Genomic DNA, 22,776 nt, shown 5'->3' on the forward strand with positions numbered 1-22,776 from the left:
TAATTCAATCAAGTCCCCTTGTCAATAGGGTTTGAGACGCGCTAACCCTGAAATTCAGCAACGCCTTTTTCATTAGTACTTATTTTCGCACTAACCTGACAAAGTAATCCAACATTCGTAAGGGAATAGGAGTTTCAGATTTTGCTGTTGTCTGAAATTCCAGATGTAAAATACGATTCTCTGTTTGTAAAAATGTTATAGAATCTGCTCGAATTGGTTCGATACTCAATTCAGTTTTTAATAATTTAACTTTTTGTGGTTCATCAGGTAGCAACCAATGTGCAAAATCAATTGGATATTTTTCTGCTAATATTTTACAAATGTTATCAAAAGCCACTAATTATACCTAAAATGAAATTAGTAGAATTATATAATAGGTTTGATACTCCATGACCAGTGTTTGATACTCAGCGATGAGTTAATTAGGGTAGTGACTCAGCATTTGATGCTGTATCGAGTTCCTAAGGATTTGGAAGTGTTGATGCAGATTTTAGTTGGGATTTTGATGGAGTCTAAGAATTAGTTATTAGTCAATCTTGTTTAACTACCACCTTGATTGAGAGACTGCTGTTGTGCTACCAGCTGCAACTCTTCTACACTCAACTTTAACTCACGATAATGTTTAATGTTTAATATTTACTATGTCTAAGCTTTCTTATAAAATTGCAGGATTACTCAATCCTGCCAGGATAACTTAACCCTAATGCTTGCCAAGTTTGATAATTGACACCTCCAGTGGCAGCGAGTCCATAGTTTTGCTGAAATCGAGCCACAGCTTCCTGAGTTGTTGGACCATAATAGCCATTTGGATTAAGGTTATAGAATCCTAAATATCGTAACCGCTGCTGTAATTTTCTGACTGCTACACCACTGTCACCCAGATTCAAACAGATATCACCCATAACTGAACAATTTGGCAAAGGTGTGATCGTGGGCTGTGGTGTTGGCAGAAAATAGGAGGGTATAAAAGCTGGAACAGTGGCAATAAGTACTCCAATTAGTAGTCGGAAGTTTATGTAAGATAGGACAGTAGTAGTATTGATAACGAAAGTCTTTTTTGACCCTGCATCTTTTTTAGAATATTGAACCGCTTCTAAAATTTCTTCAGGAATAGGCAAACTGATTTCAGCAATTTGTATCTGGTTGTCTTCGTCAAGCACTTCGCTAAGTTCAGCTTTTGCAACCTCCAAATTACCACGAGCATAGTTTCCCATTCCACGAGCGTAAATTAGTAGCGGCTCGAATTGTGCCAATGGTTCTGCAAATGTTTCTGTCAATGAAGCCATTCGCACTAGTTCTGCTGTATCCTTCTCATGCAATTTCGAGAATACTAACCCCACCTCAAAAGCTGCTTCATTGGGTTGAGTGTATGCTAAAGCTATCCACCGCTGAACTTGAGCAAAATCCCTAATGTCAGAGTCGTCGCTGTGAAGTTGCTTTTGTACATAATCGAGCAGGAAGTCAGAAAGTTCAATAATCCGCTGTTCACCGAATTTTTCATCTTCCTGCAATCGACTCAGCAGCAGATTTCGCACTGTTAAATCCATCTCATAAAGTTCATGTCCCACTTCATTGCATAAACTAGAAAGCAGCAAATCCGCTACAGCTATCCAAGGAATGCCTAACACTTCACCGTGAATATCCCGCTGGAAGTTCGCCCATAGACGATATAACAAATCTGGTGTGAGTGACAAAGGAAAAGCAGCATGAGACGCCAAATACAGATGCGCTTCTCCAAAGCGTTTTTCAAAAGACTCAATCCGTCGTTTAGCAACTTCAGGTTTTATCTTGCTCATGTTTTCCGCCCCTCAAAGTGAGTCATATTAAGTTCGCTTAATTGCTTATGAATCCCGAAGAACCCCACCCCGGTTTTGTCTTGCGCCAAAACCGCCCCTCCCCTTNCCGCACGTCCCCTCCCCTTACCAAGGGGAGGGGAAGTGCGGTTTTGTCTTGCGCCAAAACCGCCCCTCCCCTTACCAAGGGGAGGGGAAGTGAAGCGTAGCTTTACGGGGGGTGGGGTTCTTCGCAAAGCGGAAATCATAACTAATTAACCGAACCTAATATCGGGCGTCCGCACAACACAGCGATCGCATCCTGCAAACCTGGACGGCTAACTTCAAACATTGGTACCACACGTGCAATTCTGCCAGCTGTTGTTTGATTCCAACGCTTTTTCGGCATTGGGTTAAGCCAAGCGATGTAACGTACCTGTTGTTTCAACTTGTCAAGAAATTCTTGTGTGAGTTTGTAACGCTCTTCGCTATTGCCACCACGAGCTGCGCCAGCATCACTTAAGATTAACACAGCCGTCCGCTCAGAACAAACATTGGTAACAACATGACTAACCAACTCTGCTTGGAGATGATTCGGGTCATGGTAGAGATATTCAATCGGGCAATTGTGAAAGTAGTAAATGCCAGCTTTACCTAAACGACCTCCACGCAAAGCCGTTTCTGCTAGCCGACGTGATAAAGTGTGAAAAGGTACCATTGAGCCATCTTGATCAATCAGTAACAGCAAATCCGCTTGATTTACCCGACGTGGAACTAACACAGGTGCAAGCAGTATACCTTGGCGTCCAATCTGGTTAACCGTTGCTTCCATATCTAACTCAGTTGGTTGTCCTTCGCGTACTGGACGCCGCAAGTAGCGCCAAATTTGTTTCATTTGCCGCTCGGTTACAGGAAAATACTCGGTGGTTAGTATGAAGCGACTTTCAAGAATTTCCTCATTTTTACTAGTGGATTGCAGCACTGCTTGAGCGACTTGTACCTCATCTTTAATAGTCTGTGTCAATTTTGAAGGTAGAACAGAATAAGCCGTAGTTGAAATTGATTTAGGAAGGGAGGTACTTTGATTAATACGCTGTTTCGCAATCGACTTAGCTACAGACAGAACAATTGGATACCCAGCGCCCAAGCCCATAACTAATAGCAAAGTCCATAAAATCCAATCTGGTAGGTTTCTGTTTATATTTGGCGTTTGTGTCGGGGTTGGCTCTGCTGTTGCAGCAAGAGGTGCTGTCGAGTTCAAGTTTTTTGTTTGGGTTAGCTGTTTAAAAATGAGTCCAACACTCAAGACTATTCCAACGCCTAAAATTCCCAAACTCACATAGCGAGTCATCCAAGAAATCTTACGCTGATGAGCTAAAGGTTTTAATGTTGGCAAAACAGCCTCACTGCTCATCACTTGCTCAAACTGATACTCAAATAACCGCTTTTCCTCAGCAGATTTAACCCACAAAGTCTGACACAGCCGTTTCAAAGCCCCTTTGTCACTCATCCCAAAACCAGCTTGCATCGATCGCAAAACCAACTGATACTCATCAATCCCAAGTGGTAAGCCAGCTTCCCGTAGACGAGTGAAAAGTTCTTGAAGTGGTAATTCATACCGAGTTGCGTTCATAGGTATCACCTCACCCCTGCCCCTCTCCTTACCAAGGAGAGGGGTGCCCGGAGGGCGGGGTGAGGTTTTTGAAGGCAACTTAGTATCATTCACGTCCACGGCTTTCCCTCAAATGACGAATATGATCATCCCAACTTTTCAGTAACACCCCAGCAAATGGAAGCTTACCATCCAATTTTGCCAGAACCTCATCTTGAGGAAAGCGACGCAGCACCTTAAACCAGTCAATCAATTCACTCGTACTCACTTTCTTCCCACCTTCCCCTTTATCTTTGCGCATTTCCTCCCGCAGCATTAAGAAGCGAACGACAGCTTTATTTACCAATGCTTTTGGTGAATCAGGAAAGTGGTTATTCACAATTTCTACCAATCTTTCGGGGCTTGGAAATTCCACGTAGTGAAACAAACAGCGTCGCAAGAAAGCATCTGGTAAATCTTTCTCATCGTTGCTTGTGATAAAGACAATGGGCGGTGCTTTTGCTTGGACTTCTTGTCCTGTTTCTTCTACAATAAACCGTTGCTCATCGAGTTCTAATAACAAGTCGTTGGGAAAATCAATGTCAGCTTTATCGATTTCGTCAATCAATACCACCGTCCGCTGTTCATTTTGAAAAGCGCGTCCTAATGGTCCCCATTTCACATAAGTAGCTGGATCGCTAATCCGTGGGATATCCTCATCTTTGATGATACGACCTGTGGCTGCTAGTTGAGCATCTCGTAAGCGAGTGACTGCATCATAACTATAAAGACCATCTTTGGCGCGAGTGGTAGATTTGATGTACCAAGCTTCTAACGGTAAACCAAGTTCATAAGCAACAGCACGCGCTAATCTTGTCTTCCCGCATCCCGGTTCCCCTTTGAGCAAAAGTGGTCGTTCGAGGTAAATTGTTAGGTTAACAGCTTCTATTAATTCCTCGTTTGGCAAATAAGGATACAACAAATGTCCACTTGCATCTCGTTCTCCCAACTGCGGCTGCACCTTGCCAGTGTATTCAAGTGGTTTTTGAGTTATATTTTTAACCATCTTTCCCTTTCTTCATACCAGTTACAGCCGCACAAATCACAAATTTCTGAAAATGCTAATTCTGGAACCCCGTTATCACTATTTTCCAAAATTTCTTTTACTAAATCTTCCATTTGATAGATGACTTCAACAAGAGGTAATGTGTGGAACTCAGTCTCAACCATTTCCATCCAGTCAGTGAGAGTGCGATCGCAAAACGGATTAATAGTTGGCAGTTTAATCGGAACTCTCGGCTCCCAAGTTGGCTCTACTTGTTCCACAAACATGGTGTCCTGACAACCTACACAACCTTCATAATCCACCAAAAACATCAATAATTGAAATTTCGTTTGAGAGACAACCTCTCGTGCTTGAGTTGCTAACGGTAACCAAAAATCGCGCAGTAGTTCTTGCAAGTACCCTTCTGGCATACAATCTACATAATGAAAGACAAGGATGACATTTTGTGTCTTCCACCATTGAAAAACTCGTTCAGTAATTTCTGTACGTGAGTGTTGTCTTCCCAAGCCAACGCAACCAGCAAGTTCGCGCCATAAAGCAGAAATATCTCTTCTGCGTCCGATACGGTCAAGTTCTATTCGCACCATCTTACCCATTGTACCGAAGCGAATATGCTGTGTGACTAATCGATTCAGTAACCAACGTTGTCCATAATCTAGCAATCCGTGAATGAGAAAAGCCCCTATTGACTGTGCTTTCAGAAATTTCAGGAATGAGCGCACTTGCTCCCGGTAACCTAATTTCAACAATGCACGGTATAATTCTTCACTACAAGCGACTGACTCTAGATTGTCAATCTGCTGTGCGATTTTACGGTGTTCTTCTTCTTCCAGCTCAATCTGCTTATCCAACTTGAACCGGACTAAAGTGTCTGTCTCAATCACTCTCGCTTTCCGCAAGCAGAGAATTTTCTCGTCTAGCAGATCGTACAGTTTTTGTAGTTCTTCACGTTGATTCATGTATAAATTGAACAGAGAGCATAACTCAATTGCTTTTTTTGGGCGCTTGCAGTGGCTACTCAACTTAGATTTTGCACTTCGCCTGGATACGCTTTGAACTTCAGTTCAAGGTTGACATCTTGCACTAATATCAACAATGAGGCTCCGCCTCGATATCTCGTTCCCAGGCTGCAGCCTGGGAACGAGGATTGGGAGGCTGAGCCTCCCGATTATTGAGAATGGAGCAAGTTATCAGTTTTAATGGACTGGAACTTTGAGCCAAGAAATTTCTTTCTTGGCAGACGAAAATTATGATGCAAAATTTGAGTCAACTTCTTTTGACTACAACACTAAAAGATGCTGCTACAGATGATGCTTGAAAATTCTTGAAATAGAGGATAGAAAATGCTGTCAGTTTTCACAAATTTACTTTTTAATATAGAGTATAGAATATAACTTTGATGAAGAGTTTAGCATTCTTAAAAGCAAAGCACCTCACCAATCGCACCACACTCAGAAGTGATAGCTACCATCAATATATATATGGGAAGCATATGTCATGACTCAGAGAGCGCCACGTCCCCCTATCCTCAAACCCAATGAAACGTACACTTTCCGCAGTTACTTTCTGATGAAGTTTGCGCCAGCGGATATTCTGCAGGAGTTAGGAGTAAGTTTGATTCGGGAGACAATCAATTTACCAATGGTTTCCTCTAGTCAATTTACCAGACTTCCAGACTTGCGCCAGCGGTTAGAAGAAGGAATAGCTCGTGTTAGCTTAACCAGTGAGGCGGCGCGACGTGAAGTCCTGATTGCACCTATTGTTCTGGAAGTAGCGCACATCACAGAGGCTAGAGTAAATATTGAGTATCCAATTGAGGTGGATCAGTTTCTCAGAGGAGAGTTGGACTACTATATACAATCAAAACACAATGTGCTGGTTGTGGAAGCAAAGCAGGCAGATTTAACACGGGGATTTACTCAATTAGCAGCTGAGTTGATTGCTCTCGATAGTTGGGTGGAGTCGGAAGATTCGATTCTTTATGGTGCTGTGACAACAGGGGATATTTGGCAGTTTGGGAGTTTTCATCGTTCTTCACGGGTAGTGACTCAGCATTTAATGCTGTATCGAGTTCCTACAGATTTGGAAGTGTTGATGCAGATTTTAGTAGGGATTTTGATGGAGGGTTAGGGGGGCGATGCGGAAGTAGAGGTAGGGTGGGCATTGCCCTTTTAAAAGTATATTTTATAAAAGTAATCTCATAGGGCAATGCCCACCAAAATTCTTAATATTACCCAATATGTCCCAATATCGTCGCTCCTATGTGCCAGGTGGAACTTTTTTCCTAACTCTGGTGACTTACTACCGCACACCTCTATTTTCGGACCCGGAAAACATCTCTCGCTTGCGTGCGGCTGTCGCCAAGACACGGACAGAAAAACCCTTTGAAATTACTGCAGCAGTCATCTTACCCAACCATATTCATTTCCTTTGGACGTTACCATCTGATGATTGTGATTACTCGCAACGAGTCTCCCGGTTAAAAGTGCTGTTTACAAGATTGCTACGGGGTAAAAAATCATTACCTCAAAATGTTTCAACTTCCCGTCGCAAACATCGAGAAAGTAATGTCTGGCAACGTCGGTTTTGGGAACACACTATTCGTGATGAAGCAGACCTGGCAAGGCATTTGGATTATATCCACTATAATCCGGTTAAGCATGGGTTAGTATCCTGTCCGCACATGTGGGAGTATTCCAGTTTTCACAGATGGGTAAAAACAGGCGCATATCAGGCTGATTGGGCTTGTAGCTGCTGTGGTCAGAAGCCCCAAGTTCCAGATTTTGCTGAAATCGTCTTTGGTGAATGAGGGTAGGTGGGCATTGCTGTTCATCTTTTAGAAAAAATTGCAGGATTTTGGTAAGCAATGCCCACCCTACGGGCGATCGCTCTTTTAAAACTTGCTCAAACAAAGGCTGTCTATTCTAACTCGAAGCACTTGTATAAAATCGTAACGCAAACTGCCAAAATCTGGTAGAAACAAAAAACAGCACCAACGCCAACACTCCCGCGCCGACTATCCAACTCACTTGAGTTCGACCTAGCATCGCTTCTGCTGGTACAGTCGTTAAAAAAGCAACTGGTACAACAAAAGTGAAGAAAAAGCGATATGCTGTAGGATACGCAACCATCGGATATCTTCCAGCTTCCAACAAACCTCGCAGCACTTCGGTAACGTTGAATACTTTGACAAACCAAATGCTAGTGGCTCCTAGCATAAACCACAAACTGTAAAGAATCACCAACCCAAAACACAGGGGAATAACGCTAATGAGGTAATCGTCTATTCCTAAACCAAGTTTTGCACCTGCGTAGCCAATGATGATGCTGCCAAAAACGATATCTGGAAATCCCCAAGGTGATATGCTACGGGTAGAAAGCCAAAACTGGCTACGGATGGGTTTGAGTAGCACAAAGTCTAATGTCCCTTCTTGTACATGACGGACAATGCTATTCAAATTTGGAGCAAGGAAAGTTGCAGAAAAACCTTGCAGCAGTGTAAAAATTCCTAAGACAATCAAAGCTGCTTCCCATGTCCACCCAGTAAAGGTGTAGCCGTTACCATAAAACAAGAATAGTCCAAACAGACTGCCTGCAAGATTACCCAAACTGCTCAAGGTTGCTAAGAGGAAGTTGATACGATACTCCAACTCAGCTTCTATGGCAGCGCTCCAAAATAATGTTAGTACTTTTAGGTATCTGTTTTTCAAGCTCAAGAACTATAAGGGCAAAATATATTGCACTTATTATCTCATCTGCATCAAACTTTTTGCTCACGCTTACCTATTCTCCACAAGAAAGCAACCAGTAGTACTGCAACAAACAAAACTCCTGCTGCGACTCGAAAAGTTCCCTGAACTGCAAATACCAGTGCTTCAGGAGGCGCAGATGTGACATCAGCAGCGGAGGAATTGGAAAGAGTTAACACTGCAAACAAAGCACCCATGACTGATAATCCTGTGGTTTGTCCTAAAGTCCGGGACAAAGACAGTAACCCAGAAGCAATACCGAGACGTTCTGGCGGAACCTCGCCCAAAATAGCGCTATTATTAGGTGACTGAAACATTCCCAACCCAATACCAAAGGGTGCAACCCGCACAATATAACCTAGTTCTGTCAACTGAGCACTGAAGGTACTGATTGCAAGACACCCAAGCGTCATCAGCAGTAAACCAATCAAGCTGATAATACGCGTTCCAAATCTATCTGATAGATTTCCAGAAAAGGGGGCGACGATACCACCCAATACAGGCGATACCGCCAGTAATAACCCGACTTGTTGGGTGGAATAGTGGAGAACTAACTCAAGGAAGAAAGGAGCAATAAAAATCACTCCTGCAATGACGATAAACACGAGCAATGCTGACAACAAGCTGAGGCTAAAACTCAGATTGCGAAACAACTGTAAGTCCAACATTGGCTGTTTTATCCGGGTTTCAAGCCACAAAAAACCGATTAAACCAATGAACGTCACAAAAAGCAGTGCTAATGTCGTGCGACTACCAAAGCCATAATTTTGTCCATGAGTCATACCTAGAGCGAAGCAAATTAAAATCACAGTCATAATCAGTGCTCCTAACCAATCAAACTTTTGTTTGCTGGGGTTTCTCTTACTCTCAGGAACACTACGGACTACGACAAAGCTGGCGAATATTCCTATTGGGACGTTGACTAAAAAGATACTGCGCCAGTCAGAGAATGCTATCAGCAATCCCCCGACTGTAGGACCAAGGGCAATACCTAAAGAGACAACTGCACCAATAATACCCAACGCCCGCCCACGCTCTGAAGTTGGAAAAACCTCGGTAATAATTGCTGCTCCCAACGCTGAAATCATTACGGCTCCCAGTCCTTGCAAGGCGCGAAACCCAATCAGCCAATAGTCTCCTGGTGCAAGTCCACATAGGAGCGAGCTAAAGGTAAACAGTATTAATCCTCCGAGATACAGCTGTTTCTTTCCAAACATATCGCCCAAACGAGCCGCGCCCAATACCAAGGCAGTGATCACAAGTAGGTAGCTCAACACTACCCACTGTATCGTGACAAAGCTCGTATGGAATACTTGCACCAGCGTGGGAAGAGCAATGTTGACAATACTGGTGTCAATAGTAAACATAAGTACACCGAGTCCTACGCCTAACATTGCCCACCACTTTCCAGATGCGGGCTTGGGTAGATGCAATTGGTTTGAGTTGCGATTCATGTTTTAATTGTTTGTATCTAAATCAGCTTAAGGTAGTTCTGCTAGAACCGAAGTTGCACGCATCTGCATAGCTACAGTCAGAAAATTTCATGGTTTTTCTTTTTCTGGCTGTCTAACTACTAGCTTTCTAATATTTTGTTGTCAATATATCTATGTACTTACAATCCGCTGGTATGATCGTGTAAGCCTCATGTAATCAGTGTTGCGATCTACGCAAAGCGTAGCAGCGAAGCGATCGCCTTGATTAACTCCTGAGGTTTGATCGGTTTTGCGATGTGCCGCTGAAATCCAGCTTGCAATGCTTGTTGTTGGTTGAAGTCTCCAGCGTAGGCAGTCAGGGCGATCGCCTTCACCTGGCCACCTTGCTCAGGTGGTAACGCTCGCACCTGGCGAATGAGCATATACCCATCCATTTGGGGCATTCCAATGTCGCTCAGTAACACATCGGGTTGTGATCGCGTCAACGCTGCAAACGCTTCCCCTGCGGTTGTGACTGCTGTGACTCTCGCGCCAGCTTGTTCCAATAGAAAAGCAACAAAGTCGCGGGTATCGGTATCATCATCGACCACTAAAATTTGGATACCATTCAAATCAAGGGATGGTTCCGACAATTGAGAATCTTGATTTACACTTGGCTGAGTAGGCATAAGTGGAATCTTAACCGTGAATGTGGCTCCCATTCCTTCGCCCTGGCTGTTCGCCTCAACGGTACCACCGTGCAGCTCGACTAAGTGACGCACGATCGCCAGTCCCAGCCCCAGTCCGCCAAACTTACGAGTGGTAGTGCTATCCGCTTGGCGGAAGTAGTCAAACACGTGAGGAAGGAAGTTGGGAGAAATGCCTTTCCCGGTGTCGCTAACGGTGATTTGAGCTTGATGGTCAACCTGTTCCAATCGTATCTCAACCTGTCCACCTGCTGGTGTAAATTTAACAGCATTGGAGAGCAAGTTCCACACCACCTGCTGCAAGCGGGTTGAGTCGCCCGAAACCTTTCCCACTTCAGGATCAAGCATGACTTCTATCCGAATGGACTTAGCTTCTGCTGCGAGTCGCACGGTTTCGATCGCCGCTTTAATCGTTGATGCGAGATTAATCGGGTTAACTGTGAGACTAAGCTTACCTCGTAGAATCCGGGAAACATCGAGCAAATCTTCAATGAGTTCAGCTTGCAGCTTGGCATTGCGCTCAATGGTTGCCAGGGCTTGCTTTGTCCTTACCTCGTCTAGTTTACCGTTGAGCAAGAGTTTTGACCAACCGAGAATCGGGTTGAGGGGCGATCGCAACTCGTGGGACAGCACTGCCAAAAACTCGTCTTTGACTCGGTTAGCGGCGTGGGCTTCTTCCCGTGACGCTTCTGCTGCCGACCGTGCTTGCTGTTCGGCTTCGTATAACCGGGCATTTTCAATGGCGACCGAAGCCATTTGCGCTAACTGCACCAGGATGGCTTCGTCAGCTTCAGTAAACTCACCCTCATATTTGTCTGAAAGCTGAATCAACCCAATGTTTTTTCCGTCTCGTTCCATGAGGGGGGCGGCGAGCCAGCCTCGCATGGGAGGATGGTTTTGTGCTTCTTTGCCAAAACCTCGCCAACGGGGATGTGCCTCTAGTTCGGCTTGCGTCATCCGCATCGGGCGATTCAGATGACACACACAGGCATAGATTCCAGATCCATCTGGCTTTTCATGGTAATCCCGCCACTGAGCATATTTATCAGACAGATAAACAGTGGTAATTGCTTGTGTCCAGTTGTGGTTAATAGTTATGATAGTAACAGACTGGTGAGCACCTATGATTGATGCTGCCTGGTCGGTAATCACTTGCAGCACTTGTTCAACAGAAAGGGCAGAATTGATTGCCAGTGCTGCTGTGGTCAATCCCTGCAATTGTTTGACGTAGTAGCGTTCACGGGTCAGCAGGTGTTCGCGTTCGAGTTCGGCTTGTTTGCGATCGCTTATGTCAATGACGGAGCCGACATATCCTTTGTACTGACCATCTCCCCCAAACCAAGGAGTAGCGGCATCGATCACCCAAATATACTCATCGTCTTTACGACGCAAGCGGTATTCTAAGCGAAATGCTTCGTGGCGTTCGTTAGCAGCTAGAAAAGTATTTCTGGCATATTCCTGATTGTCTGGATGAACCGCATTCAACCACCTCAATCCCAATCCTGTTTCTGGGGTTTGACCTGTAAAGTCGTACCAGCTTTGGCTGAGGTAAGTACAGTAGCCTGTGGAATCTGTTACCCATACCATAAAGGGGGCATGATCTGCCATGTTGCGGAACTGTTCCTCACTGTCTCGCAGTGCCATTTCTGCCTGCTTGCGTTCGCTGACATCGATTGTGCTGCCAATCTGACGGATGGGCTTGCCATTGGCATCTCGTTGCACCACGATTGCTTGATCGAGCACATGGACATAATGACCGTTTTTGTGGCGCAGTCGGTATTCCAGGCTAAAGCGATCGCTGGTTGCCCAAGCGCTTGCTATTTCATCCCGGATTCGCTGCTTGTCTTCTGGATGGTACAGATCAAACCACCAGTCAGCACTGAGATCTGCTTCATCAAGGGAATAGCCCAGAATACGACTTAAGCCCTCGGTTCGTTCCACTGTATTTTGCTCAATATTCCATTCATAAACCAGACAGTTGACAGCGTTTGCAGCCAACTCAAACCGTTCTATCGCGACAGACAGAGCCTTTTCGGTTTGTTTGAGATCGCTAATATCAAGGGCTACACCGGCCATACGGATAGGAGTGCCCTGGAGGTTTCGGGAAACCTTGCCAATGGAACGCACCCATCGCACCGTTCCATTTAACTCCAGCGTTCGCATTTCAACATCGTAGTCTTGTTGCTGGGCGATCGCTTGCGACACCGCCTGGTCGATTTGTTGTCGGTCTTCGGGATGGACTGCGTTGAGAAATACAGTATAGCTCAGCTCGGTCTCTGGTGACAGTCCAAATATTGCCTTACAGCGATCTGACCAGATCAAGCTACCGCTGATTAAGTCGTAGTCCCAGGTGCCCAAATCTGCTCCCTGGATAGCAATATTTAACCTTTCCTCACTGTCTCGCAATGCCTCTTGGGCCTGTTTGCGCTCACTCATGTCACAGACCAGGGCGACAAACCCTTCCACCTGACCCTGAGCATCAAAACGAGGAATGTAGGTTGCACTGATATAATAGTTGCCAGCGTTTTTGTAAGGTACCTGGCTTTCATAGGTGACTTGCTCTCCTGCCAGAACTTGCTCAACGTAAGGTCGAATGGCTTCATAGGCTGGTTCACCTAACACCTCCCACAGGGTTTTGCCATAAATCGCTGCCGCTGGATGACCAAACCATTCTTCATAGGCACGGTTGTTGAATCGGTAGCGTTGGTCTGAGTCTACGAAGGAGATTAAGGCGGGAACGGCATTGGTGACTAAGCGCAGTTCGGTTTCCCGCTGCCGCAGCGCTTCTTCTGCCTGCTTGCGATCGGTGATGTCAAAGAGGACACCAATCGAGCGAATTGCCTCACCCTTCGGGTTATAAATAAAGCTTCCCAGGGCTGCCAGCCAGGCGATCTGCTGATTATCTACCCGAACCACCCGGTATTCTGACCGATAAAGCCTGCGCTCTTGACGAGACTGCTGCCATTCCTGGATAACCCGTTCCATATCATCCGGATGAATCCGACTGCTCCACATGGCTTCGGTGGCTTCGCCTGTCGGTGCAGGTTCATAGCCCAGCATGGTAAAATGCAGTTCTGACCAAGTCGCTTTGCCAGTGATCAGATCCACATCCCAGGTTGCCATCTGTGCTCCTTCCATCGCCAGTCGCAGTCGTTGTTCACTCTCACGTAATGCGATCTCGGCCTGCTTGCGATCAGTAATGTCGAATGTAACGCCCATGCTGGAGATTGGCTTTCCGTCAGCGTCATAGGTAGCATTTCCCCTAGCAGCAATCCAACGCACTGTACCATCAGGCCAAACTACCCGATACTCGATTTCATGACGCCCCAGTTGCCCGCCCTCTAGCAGGGGTTGCATTTCGTGTATTCGCTGACGATCTTCTGGATGTAGAGTGTCTAAAAATACCTGATAGGACATTTCGGTATCGATTGGCAGACCAAACAACGCTTTACATTGATCGGTCCAGGTCAATGTGTCAGTTTGAACATCCCAATGCCATAGCCCTAAATTTGCTCCTTCCGAAGCCAATCGAAGCTGTTCTTCGCTCTGCCAAAGTGCTTGCTCTACCTGTTTGCGTTTGGTAATATCTTGACAGATCCCCAAAATCCGCTGCGGTGCTCCATCCGCTGTTCTACTGAAGACGACTTCACGACCATAAAACCATCGCCATTCGCCATTGGCATGCTGCATCCGGTACTCTATTTCAAAAATCTCACTATCCTGAGCAGACTGGAACTGGGCGATGTGGGCGGGCACACGCGCGAAATCCTCCGGGTGGATCAGGGTGGGCAGGAGGTTCGCCCCCATCGCTTGCACCTGTTCTGCGGTGTAACCGAGCAGCTTAGTGACTTGTTGGTTGACGTAACGATTGCGCTGCGAAATCAAGTCGTAGACGTACAAAATTCCGGGGATGGTTTCAGCGATTTGTTGAACAAAATGCTGGCTTTCTTGTAGTTGCACTTCGGCTTGTTTGCGTTCAGTGATATCAGTCACTAAAACCGTCAGACCTGTGGGCGAGGGATAAACCTTGTTCTCATACCAGCGATTCCAGGTAGAATAAAAATACTCAAACTGCACGGGCGTTTGCTTGCTCAGCGCCTGCTGGAATTGAATGTGAACGTCGGTGTCAACTGTATCCGGAAACAACTCCCAATTGTTACGACCGAGTAGCTCTTCTGGCTGCATCCCAAGCATTTGGCAAAGGCGATCGTTAACGTAGGTAAAGCGCCAGTCGCGATCGAGGACAAAAAACGCATCATTGATGCTAGAAAGTAACGTTTCCAGGCGTTCTTTCGCAGCCTGTGCTTCACTTTGTGCTGCTTCGCTGACAGCCCGCAACGTCTGCTCTCGACCTATGGCAATCCGGCGTGACTCATTCAACCCACTGATCAACATTGCCGCCATCACAAACACACTCAAGCGGAGTATGCTTCCCGGTTCAACAATGTTCAGGGAATAGTATGGCACAATAAAGCAATAGTTAATTACCAGCGTAGACAAAACAGTCGCTACCAAGCCCGGACCCAAGCCGCCATACCAGGCACTCACCATGACCGCCATAAAGAACAGTGAAGTCGGTGTTAGTGTGATCAACGGTCCAAGGGGCAAACTGATTCCCAGTGCCAGGGCAACACAGAGCAACGCTACGCCGTAGGAAAACAGTCGGTTACTCCTAGTGATTTTTTTCCCAACGCTCAACGATATCCTCCTATCGGTCATTTTCCTGTTCCCCTAGATAGATATTCGCTCAGCCCGAGCGGCATTTGCAACCAATCGTGGGTGCAGCAAAGCAGATTCACAGAGGATGCATGAGTACCGCCATCGCAAGATGGCTTCGCGGATAAAAAAATTTTCAGAGATCTTGATTTTAGAGTTCATCGAATGGGTTACAGTTACAGATCCCGAATCAAGATGCTAACCATCGGTTGATCCAGAGCTAGCGTTTTTCCACACGTAGCCAATCCAAGGAAGCCGACATAGGGTAAAATGCTGTATGCTACCTCCCTGATGATCTTCTGCCATTCAATAGAGCAGAGAATCTACCTGTAGAGCGAACTTTCAGCCCTAAATTAAAGGTAACGAGCTAAAGACAGTAAATCGAAAAGTTTTTTTCCAAAGGAGCGATCATAATTATCCTATTGTAACACAATATACAAATCATGACTCATCTTAGTAATTCGCCAAAACCATCAGTAAGTCTTCAGAAACTACACAAAAGCTGATAGCGTCAAACAAAGAAGAATCTTTTTGTGGATGTGACAGCTTGAAAACCCGCTCTAACTATTGGCAGCTTCTACCGTATATTCGACCCCAGTGGCAAACTATCGTTAAGGGGTTCATTGGCATTTTAGGATATGTCCTGGCAACTTTGTCACTTCTAAGATATGTGCGTCAATTTGCAACTGTCTTTGGTGGAGGCGATTTGAAGGCGATCGCCCTACAACTTGGTATCATCGCAGCAGTCTTTCTCGCACGAGGCTTCTTTCAATCCGTCCAAGATATCTACATGGCAAAAGCAGCACTGCGGGTTGCTTTTCATCTCCGTAAACACGTTTACTCACACTTGCAAAAGCTCAATCTCAGCTATTTTGAAACTGCAAAAGCTGGTGATTTATCTTACCGTCTCACTGAAGATATCGACCGTGTTGGGGAAGTTGTACACAAAGTCTTTCACGACTTCATCCCCTGCGTTCTACAGCTAGTCGCAATTCCTATTTATATGATTTTTCTGAATTGGCAACTGACACTCGCTACAGTCATTGTTGCACCGCTGATGGGTATTTTAATTGGTTGGTTTGGTGAACGGTTACGCCAGTTCTCTTTGAAAAGTCAAAATCGCATCTCAGATTTATCAGCAATACTCACAGAAGTTGTTAGTGGTATCCGCATAGTACAAGCCTTTGCTGCAGAAAACTACGAAACTGCCAGATTTAGCCGGGAAGCCGAACGCACTTTAAAAGCGAAATACTCAGTCGAACGACTCAAGGCAATTCAAATTCCCATTGTGGGATTCTTAGAAGCTGTGAGTGCTTTAACACTATTGTTCGTTGGCGCTTGGCAAATTGCGAATCGTAACTTAACGGTACCAGAGTTTTTCAGCTACCTGACCGCAGCAGCGTTGTTAATTGACCCGATTGGTCACGTGACAAACAACTACAATGAGTTTAAACAAGGTGAAGCGTCTGTTGATCGAGTTTTTGAATTATTGGCAATTGCGCCAACTGTGGTAGAAAAACCAGATGCTCGTTCGCTTCCTCCTGTGACTGGTAAGGTGGAATATAGTCGTGTGTCTTTTGCTTACAAACCAGGTGAACCTGTTTTAAAAGATATCAGTTTGTTAGCACAACCAGGAGAGGCGATCGCCCTTGTCGGTGCTTCAGGCGCAGGAAAAACCACTTTTGTCAATCTTCTTCCCCGCTTTTATGACGCAAGTGCTGGTGAAATCTTCATTGATGGTATTGATATTCGCGATGTCACACTTCACAGCTTGCGGCGACAAATTGGAATTGTTCCCCAAGAAACCATCATGTTTTCTGGGACAATTGCCCAAAATATTGCTTTCGGACAAGAGTCTTTTGATATGGAAGCAGTCAAGAAAGCTGCGAAAATTGCCAATGCTCACCAGTTTATCACTCAACTAAGCGATGGTTATGACACGTGGGTGGGAGAAAGAGGGGTAAATTTATCTGGTGGACAACGACAAAGAATTGCTATTGCGCGTGCTGTTTTGTTAAACCCTAGAATTCTCATCCTAGATGAAGCGACATCTGCATTGGATTCAGAGTCGGAAGCTTTGGTACAACAAGCACTCGAAAGACTTATGGAGGGGCGAACTGTGTTTATTATTGCTCATCGTTTGAGTACAGTCAGACGGTGCGATCGCATTTTAGTTTTAGAACGTGGACAAATTGTCGAATCGGGAACTCATGAAGAATTGTTAACGCTTGGGCGTCGCTATGCTAGATTCTACGCGCAGCAGTTTAGTTGAAGTCACTCGCTTTGCGAGAATTCAAAATTCAAAATGGACTGCGTCCCGCTGCGCTAACAAAATTCAAAAAAAAGATTCTTTAATTTTGTTAGCGCAGCGGGGCGTAGCCCTCCTTTGATAGGGCAGCGTGCCGCAGGCATACTTGAAATTTTGAATTGTTTCGGTCATGAATTGACGGGATTGCAAATTGCAAATTTTGAAGAACACAAATTACATTCCATTGTGCTTATTCTGTTCTTGAATTTTTCTAAATTGCGTCCATTGTTCTCGAAATTTAATTAAACTTGCTTTTAGTGCTACTAAACGACAACCAAGCTCGTTATACTGAGCGTGAAGCTGTTTTGAATGAGTTCTAAGTTTCTTGGATTTAGCAATAATTTCATGATCAACAGTTGTTGCCAAATCATTTCTTCTCATACTTAACTCTTCTATTTCTTTCAATTCCTCCAGCTTGACAGGAACGCTGTAGATAGCACCCAGTAGTTCTGCTAAAGACTCAGTTAGGGATTTTTCATCCTTCAAAATTATAGACGCTTGTTCCTTAGCCTCAGAAAGTGTTAGACGTGGCAAACACTCCTTAGAGAATATGGTATGTAACTGATGGGTTGTCGCCGTCAATTCTTGCTCTATCTCTTGCAGTTCCTGTTTGTTATGATGCAGATATTGGTTTTGATTTTCCATCAACTGATGCAAAAACTCTTCTATATTGTTGTGACTCGTGTGAACTTGGGAAACCTGTTTATCCGACTCAGTTAAGTACGTATTAACAACAGTCACTTCATCGTTGTCTATTCGCCTAGCCAAATTGAGTAAAGTATCAGCTAAGATTATCGGTACTCTAATCACACTGGTTCTACCAAGTTTCCATGAGGGGGCTGGACCTCGCTTACCACGTCGAGAACTATCTGACATCGGTTTATCAGTATAAATATTTTAATTATTGCAAACTTCTATAGGACAAATATATAATTTCAGCAAAACTTGTAACAAGTTTCAAAAACCTGTAACAAGTTAAGTGTAAGCTAAGAATTGTTAAAATATTTCTCGCTTTTAAGCGATGCTGGTCTAACTATCGCGCTATTGAGAAAGTAACCTTCTATGGAAGAAAATTCGGGACTTCAACGCCAATTAAAAGCGGATAAACACAGGGCTGACACTCTACCAAAGCATTTTGTATTAAGGGAGTTTGTCAACCTGTTTCAAGATGCAGGGATTCAGGCGATGTTGCTTGAGTCCGAGATGCAAGTCATGGAAGAAGGTGCCGGAAGGTGGGTTAGTGCGATTGTCTGCTACGAGGATCTAGGAGAACGCTTAAGAGACGAAATCCAAGCTTTTTCTGAGCAATGGGCAGTTTTTCGAGATGCGACAGGGGTGACTGATGTGGAAATATTTACCAACCCTTTTACCGACCCGAAAAAGTGTCTTATCCGTATAGATTTGAGGCTTTTAGATGGATGGAATAATAGTCCCATAAAATATGGACTCCGACCAATCTTAATTTGGTGAGTTAACAATCTATGAACAATATTTCTGGAGTATAAATGTACATCACTAAACTGAGAAAGTTCTAATTTTATGGTAAGTTTTAAGCATCGTCGAATCTTGGTTGTGGATGATGTAGAAGACAATTTATTTTTGCTTCAAACTTTTTTAGAAACTGAAGGATATGACGTTGATACTGCTTGTGATGGTGATTTAGCCTTAGGTTATATTAGAGCTTCACCACCAGATTTACTGCTGCTGGATGTCATGATGCCAGGAATGAACGGCATAGAATTGATGCAATGTATTCGCCACAATGACAAATTATCGAGTCTTCCCATTTTGTTCATCACGGCTTGTGATGACGAGAGGATTGTGGATCTTGATGGAGTAGATGGATTAAAAATAGCAATAACTGATTTTATTCGTAAGCCTATTAACTTTGACTTATTATTAGCAAAAATCAGCAAAATTTTCAGCGAAAACCAAGTACACCATGGTCCAAATCAAGTATAAAGTGAAAATTGTAGCTTGGGTTAAGCGGAGAATATCAACATCAATGAACAATGAACAGTACACAGTGAAGGAGTCAGGAGGAGCCAGTGCGGTGGACGGGTCCCCCGGCATAAAGCACCTGGCGTTCAGGAGTCAGGAGGAGCCAGTGCGGTGGACGGGTCCCCCGGCATAAAGCACCTGGCGTTCAGGAGTCGTGACGTCAGTCGTCAGGAGTCGCAATTCTTTATTTCTTCCTTCTGAATACTGAATTCTGTATTCTGAATTCTTCTTCAAACTGATAACTGGTAACTGATAACTGATAACTGATAATTCATAATTGACAATTGATTGGTCAAGGTGTATCACAAGGAAAATCCTGACAGTCTTTTATCGAATTTCCATGACGACTTGGCAGTAGAGATTTGGAAGCATTGGATTGTGAAGTGTCTAGGGATGTTTCTGTCCAAGGTGTCGTGGGAATGTCCAGCTCTTGTTTTAAATATGGAGTATTGAGTGAGTCATCTTGGGGCAAACTTTGTGACTTGTGTGAACCAGCTAAGTTTTGCAGCGCCTCTAAAGCCTGGGATGCGGATTGATAACGTTGTTGGAAGTCTTCTCGCACCATTTTACTAAGAAAGCTTGATAAAGAGTGGCTGACGTATGCCTTGTCAACCCATTTCAACTCTCCTAGGGCATCTCTTTCTATCTCGTGGGGAGCCATACCAGTCAAGGCTTTGATGCCAATCATGCCGACTGCATAGATGTCACTACTATATAGTGGACGTCCGTAGCACTGTTCACTTGGTGCATAACCCCGAGTCCCAATTCCAATGGTGAAGGCAGTTTGCTCTGAATTTTCAAGGATTTGTGTTGTGACTTCTTTAACAGCACCAAAGTCAATGAGAACCAGTTTACCGTCTGACTCTCGTCGCATAATATTACTAGGTTTAATGTCCCGGTGAATGACGTTATTGTTATGAACAAATGTCAATGTTTCCAATAAATCTCGTAAAATTTCAATGACTGCTGTTTCTTGAAGCTTTTGACCTGATGACATTTCCTGACTCAGAGGATGACCAATGATATATTCTTGAATTAAGTAAAATTCTTCTTCTTCTTCAAAATAAGCTAAAAGTTGTGGTATTTGTTTGTGAGTTCCGAGTTTTTGCAGCGTTTGAGCTTCTGAGTTAAATAAACGTCTGGCGACTGCTAACTGATCTGGTTTACTATTAGCTGGTTTGAGCTGCTTGACAACACACAAAGGGTTATCCGGAAGTTTCATATCTTCGGCAATGTAAGTTTCGCTAAATCCACCCGAACCAAGAACTTTGACGATTTTGTAGCGTCCATCCAGAATTTTTCCTGATATTGCCATCTCCCTTTTTTGTATTAAGTCTTTTAAATCATCTTGCTGGCTGAGAATCTCTTGAACAACACGATCAGAAGAATATTTTTGAAAAATATCGAGTAATTGGCTTCTTCTAATGATTTCTCTTGCTATTTCAATTCCTAAGTAACACAATCCAATCATGGCGATCAGAACCACTGGTACAGCAGTCGGCAAGATGAGTAAATTGTAGACAAAGGTGAGATAGCTGATACCTCCCCAAGTTATGGCAAAGACGATGCTGACAAAAAATCTTGTTAGACCTCTTTTTCTTGAGGCAATAATAACGCCACATCCACCCACTAAGCAAAACACAAACACACTGCGCCGCAATGGACTCACAATTGCTTGCGTGATTGCTTTATCTTGCATTAAAGTTGCGATCGCGTTGGCGTGAACCTCTACTCCTGACATTCGCTCTGGATACAACCAACTGTTAATAGCCGGGACAGAATGATAGTCGTCTCCTTGGGTAAACTTGGCTGTTGCTCCAATCAGCACAATTTTGTCTTTAAAATACTTGCCCTGCTGTAAATAAGTGTTCCAGTTTTCCGGGTCGAGTACGTAAAAAAACGGTATTTGCTTAAATGTCCCTGCTGGGCCATAAAAATATATACGAGCACCTCCTTGAGGCAGTTCCCCTAGAGCATCGTCCTTGGGTGGAGGATAATCCACTTGGGCTGCTCTTAAAGCTGCTTCATCAAAAGAGGGCATCTTCACTGTCAAAGTGTCTTCTTGATTGATAACCTTGGAAAATTCACTCGCCAGTTTATGAATTCTACCATCTACCTCTAAAGGAAAGTTAACAGAACCAATTGCTACAGAACCAGTGCGAAACATCTGCTGGGGCTGTGTCAATTGCATAAAAGTTCCTTGGTGTGTCTCTGAATATTCGTACACTGCAGCCAGAGTCACTTGGCTTCCATAGCGTTGCAATGATTGTTGCAACTTTTTATCATCTTCAATTCCATAACTACTTGGTCTATCAAAAATAACATCCACAGCGACAGAACGTGCTCCTGCCTGGATCAATTTTTCAATCACCTGGGCATATGCTGCACGTTTAAAGGGGAAAGCTTGTAGTGGTTCAAAGAAGCTGTACTTTTGTGGATCTGTTTTGTAGTACTGCTGGCCAACTGATATGGACTGTTCATCTATTGCTAAAATCACGATATCTTTTGGAGGAGTTTCTGGTCCTCGTAGTAGATAAAATGTACTTTGAGCTTGGCTTTCCATGAATTTAGCCAAGTGCATATTAGAACTTGCCAATATTGCTGCACTCACTGCTGAAACTGCAGCAAGTAGATGACCTAAACGAGCCAATAGCTTTGACCGACGTGCCGATCCCGTTATAGTTGCTTTTGTAGAATTTTTTAACGGTCGATTGGCAGCAGAGACGTTTTTTTTGGTTAATGTAGTAAGTTCTTCTGCCATTTTAAAATTCCCTAAACAGACTTTCGTTATAGCGCATTCGTGTAGAATTTCTTGATGCACTTTTAAAGTGCAACACACTTTAAATTAAACTGAAATCAAAATCTTAAGTAGATAGAAAAAAAACAGAGCTACGTTAAGAAATGTAAAAACATTTGAAACTCTGACTAATGACGACCTTGATGAGTTGACTTTATTTGTACGGTCCTACTTGTATATTTGTAAACTATTCTGTGTTGCTCTCCAAATTTTTGTTAAATAAGCAGCTACTTTGTGTGGTCATTGTTGTGGTAGGTCTTCTGAAGACGGCTCCTCTTAAGTGAGAGTTCATAGTAGCCAAGAATGACTTCTTGTTGACTGTAAACTAAATGAAAAATTTGCTACAGATAAAAAAATATCAATATCATTTAGAAAGCGTCTTGTCATAGAATTTCTTTGTGTGACTTAACTTATCATAGTTATTTTTTGACAGATAAACAGGTTGTATCTAGTAAATTCTACCACTACTAATGTGCTTTTAGTGTACCTAAGTGATATGCTGCTTGAAAAAAGACTGACTTCTGCCAAAGCAGGGTTGAGTGGAGTCAATACAGTTCGGATAACACTTGATCCCCTGCTTTTTTAAGGGAGGCAAAAAGTGGTATAGATTTTTTTACGACTTTATGACCGTAAGTTAAGGGACTGACTCATTGTTTT

15 protein-coding genes and 1 pseudogene are annotated in these 22,776 nt (G+C 44.0%); 5 read left to right on the forward strand and 11 right to left on the reverse strand.

Features of this window, described 5'->3' with window-relative positions; genetic code table 11:
• Positions 1-82: 82 nt before the first annotated feature.
• The 5 genes and pseudogenes from DP117_RS12480 to DP117_RS12500 all read right to left on the reverse strand — a co-directional run.
• Positions 83-337, reverse strand: a pseudogene (locus DP117_RS12480) (hypothetical protein); the annotation flags it as partial.
• A gap of 334 nt (positions 338-671) precedes the next feature.
• Positions 672-1,796 (reverse strand): peptidoglycan-binding domain-containing protein, encoded by a 1,125-nt coding sequence (locus DP117_RS12485; RefSeq protein ID WP_169218627.1) that lies wholly within the window; start codon positions 1,794-1,796, stop codon positions 672-674.
• A 247-nt stretch (positions 1,797-2,043) separates the two neighbouring features.
• Positions 2,044-3,405 (reverse strand): hypothetical protein, encoded by a 1,362-nt coding sequence (locus DP117_RS12490; protein WP_169218628.1) that lies wholly within the window; start codon positions 3,403-3,405, stop codon positions 2,044-2,046.
• Between the two features lie 85 nt (positions 3,406-3,490).
• Complete coding sequence (locus DP117_RS12495) at positions 3,491-4,429, reverse strand: MoxR family ATPase (protein ID WP_169218629.1); 939 nt, start codon at positions 4,427-4,429, stop codon at positions 3,491-3,493.
• Positions 4,414-5,388 (reverse strand): hypothetical protein, encoded by a 975-nt coding sequence (locus DP117_RS12500; protein WP_169218630.1) that lies wholly within the window; start codon positions 5,386-5,388, stop codon positions 4,414-4,416. Before DP117_RS12500 ends, DP117_RS12495 begins: the two co-directional genes overlap by 16 nt.
• Positions 5,389-5,926: 538 nt before the next feature.
• On the opposite strand from DP117_RS12500, the gene DP117_RS12505 reads away from it, so the two are divergent.
• A complete protein-coding gene (locus DP117_RS12505; RefSeq protein ID WP_169218631.1) occupies positions 5,927-6,559 on the forward strand; it encodes a hypothetical protein in 633 nt (210 codons plus the stop codon).
• A gap of 109 nt (positions 6,560-6,668) precedes the next feature.
• Positions 6,669-7,238 (forward strand): transposase, encoded by a 570-nt coding sequence (locus DP117_RS12510; protein ID WP_169218632.1) that lies wholly within the window; start codon positions 6,669-6,671, stop codon positions 7,236-7,238.
• Between the two features lie 115 nt (positions 7,239-7,353).
• On the opposite strand, the gene DP117_RS12515 is transcribed toward DP117_RS12510, so the two are convergent.
• The 3 genes from DP117_RS12515 to DP117_RS12525 form a co-directional block, all read right to left on the reverse strand.
• Positions 7,354-8,139, reverse strand: a complete 786-nt coding sequence (locus DP117_RS12515) for an ABC transporter permease (RefSeq protein ID WP_169218633.1) — start codon at positions 8,137-8,139, stop codon at positions 7,354-7,356.
• A gap of 50 nt (positions 8,140-8,189) precedes the next feature.
• A complete protein-coding gene (locus DP117_RS12520) occupies positions 8,190-9,632 on the reverse strand; it encodes an MFS transporter (RefSeq protein ID WP_211176072.1) in 1,443 nt (480 codons plus the stop codon).
• Between the two features lie 209 nt (positions 9,633-9,841).
• Positions 9,842-15,016, reverse strand: a complete 5,175-nt coding sequence (locus DP117_RS12525) for a PAS domain S-box protein (RefSeq protein WP_169218634.1) — start codon at positions 15,014-15,016, stop codon at positions 9,842-9,844.
• A gap of 544 nt (positions 15,017-15,560) precedes the next feature.
• Here DP117_RS12525 and DP117_RS12530 point away from each other — a divergent pair.
• Positions 15,561-17,285, forward strand: a complete 1,725-nt coding sequence (locus DP117_RS12530; protein ID WP_169218635.1) for an ABC transporter ATP-binding protein — start codon at positions 15,561-15,563, stop codon at positions 17,283-17,285.
• A 210-nt stretch (positions 17,286-17,495) separates the two neighbouring features.
• On the opposite strand, the gene DP117_RS12535 is transcribed toward DP117_RS12530, so the two are convergent.
• Entirely contained in the window at positions 17,496-18,197 is a 702-nt protein-coding gene (locus DP117_RS12535) for a hypothetical protein (protein WP_169218636.1), read from the reverse strand.
• A gap of 186 nt (positions 18,198-18,383) precedes the next feature.
• On the opposite strand from DP117_RS12535, the gene DP117_RS12540 reads away from it, so the two are divergent.
• The gene (locus DP117_RS12540; protein ID WP_169218637.1) at positions 18,384-18,791 is read left to right on the forward strand and encodes a hypothetical protein; all 408 of its coding nucleotides are present in this window, start codon (positions 18,384-18,386) and stop codon (positions 18,789-18,791) included.
• Between the two features lie 69 nt (positions 18,792-18,860).
• The gene (locus DP117_RS12545) at positions 18,861-19,283 is read left to right on the forward strand and encodes a response regulator (RefSeq protein ID WP_169218638.1); all 423 of its coding nucleotides are present in this window, start codon (positions 18,861-18,863) and stop codon (positions 19,281-19,283) included.
• A 132-nt stretch (positions 19,284-19,415) separates the two neighbouring features.
• Here the strand turns inward: DP117_RS12545 and DP117_RS35385 are convergent, their stop codons facing one another.
• Positions 19,416-19,628: a hypothetical protein gene (locus DP117_RS35385; RefSeq protein ID WP_211176073.1), complete on the reverse strand. Its 213-nt coding sequence runs from the start codon at positions 19,626-19,628 to the stop codon at positions 19,416-19,418.
• Entirely contained in the window at positions 19,615-22,083 is a 2,469-nt protein-coding gene (locus tag DP117_RS12550; protein ID WP_169218639.1) for a serine/threonine-protein kinase, read from the reverse strand. Before DP117_RS12550 ends, DP117_RS35385 begins: the two co-directional genes overlap by 14 nt.
• Between the last annotated feature and the right edge of the window lie 693 nt (positions 22,084-22,776).

The sequence above is a fragment of the Brasilonema sp. UFV-L1 genome, from assembly GCF_012912105.1.
GTDB lineage: Bacteria > Cyanobacteriota > Cyanobacteriia > Cyanobacteriales > Nostocaceae > Brasilonema.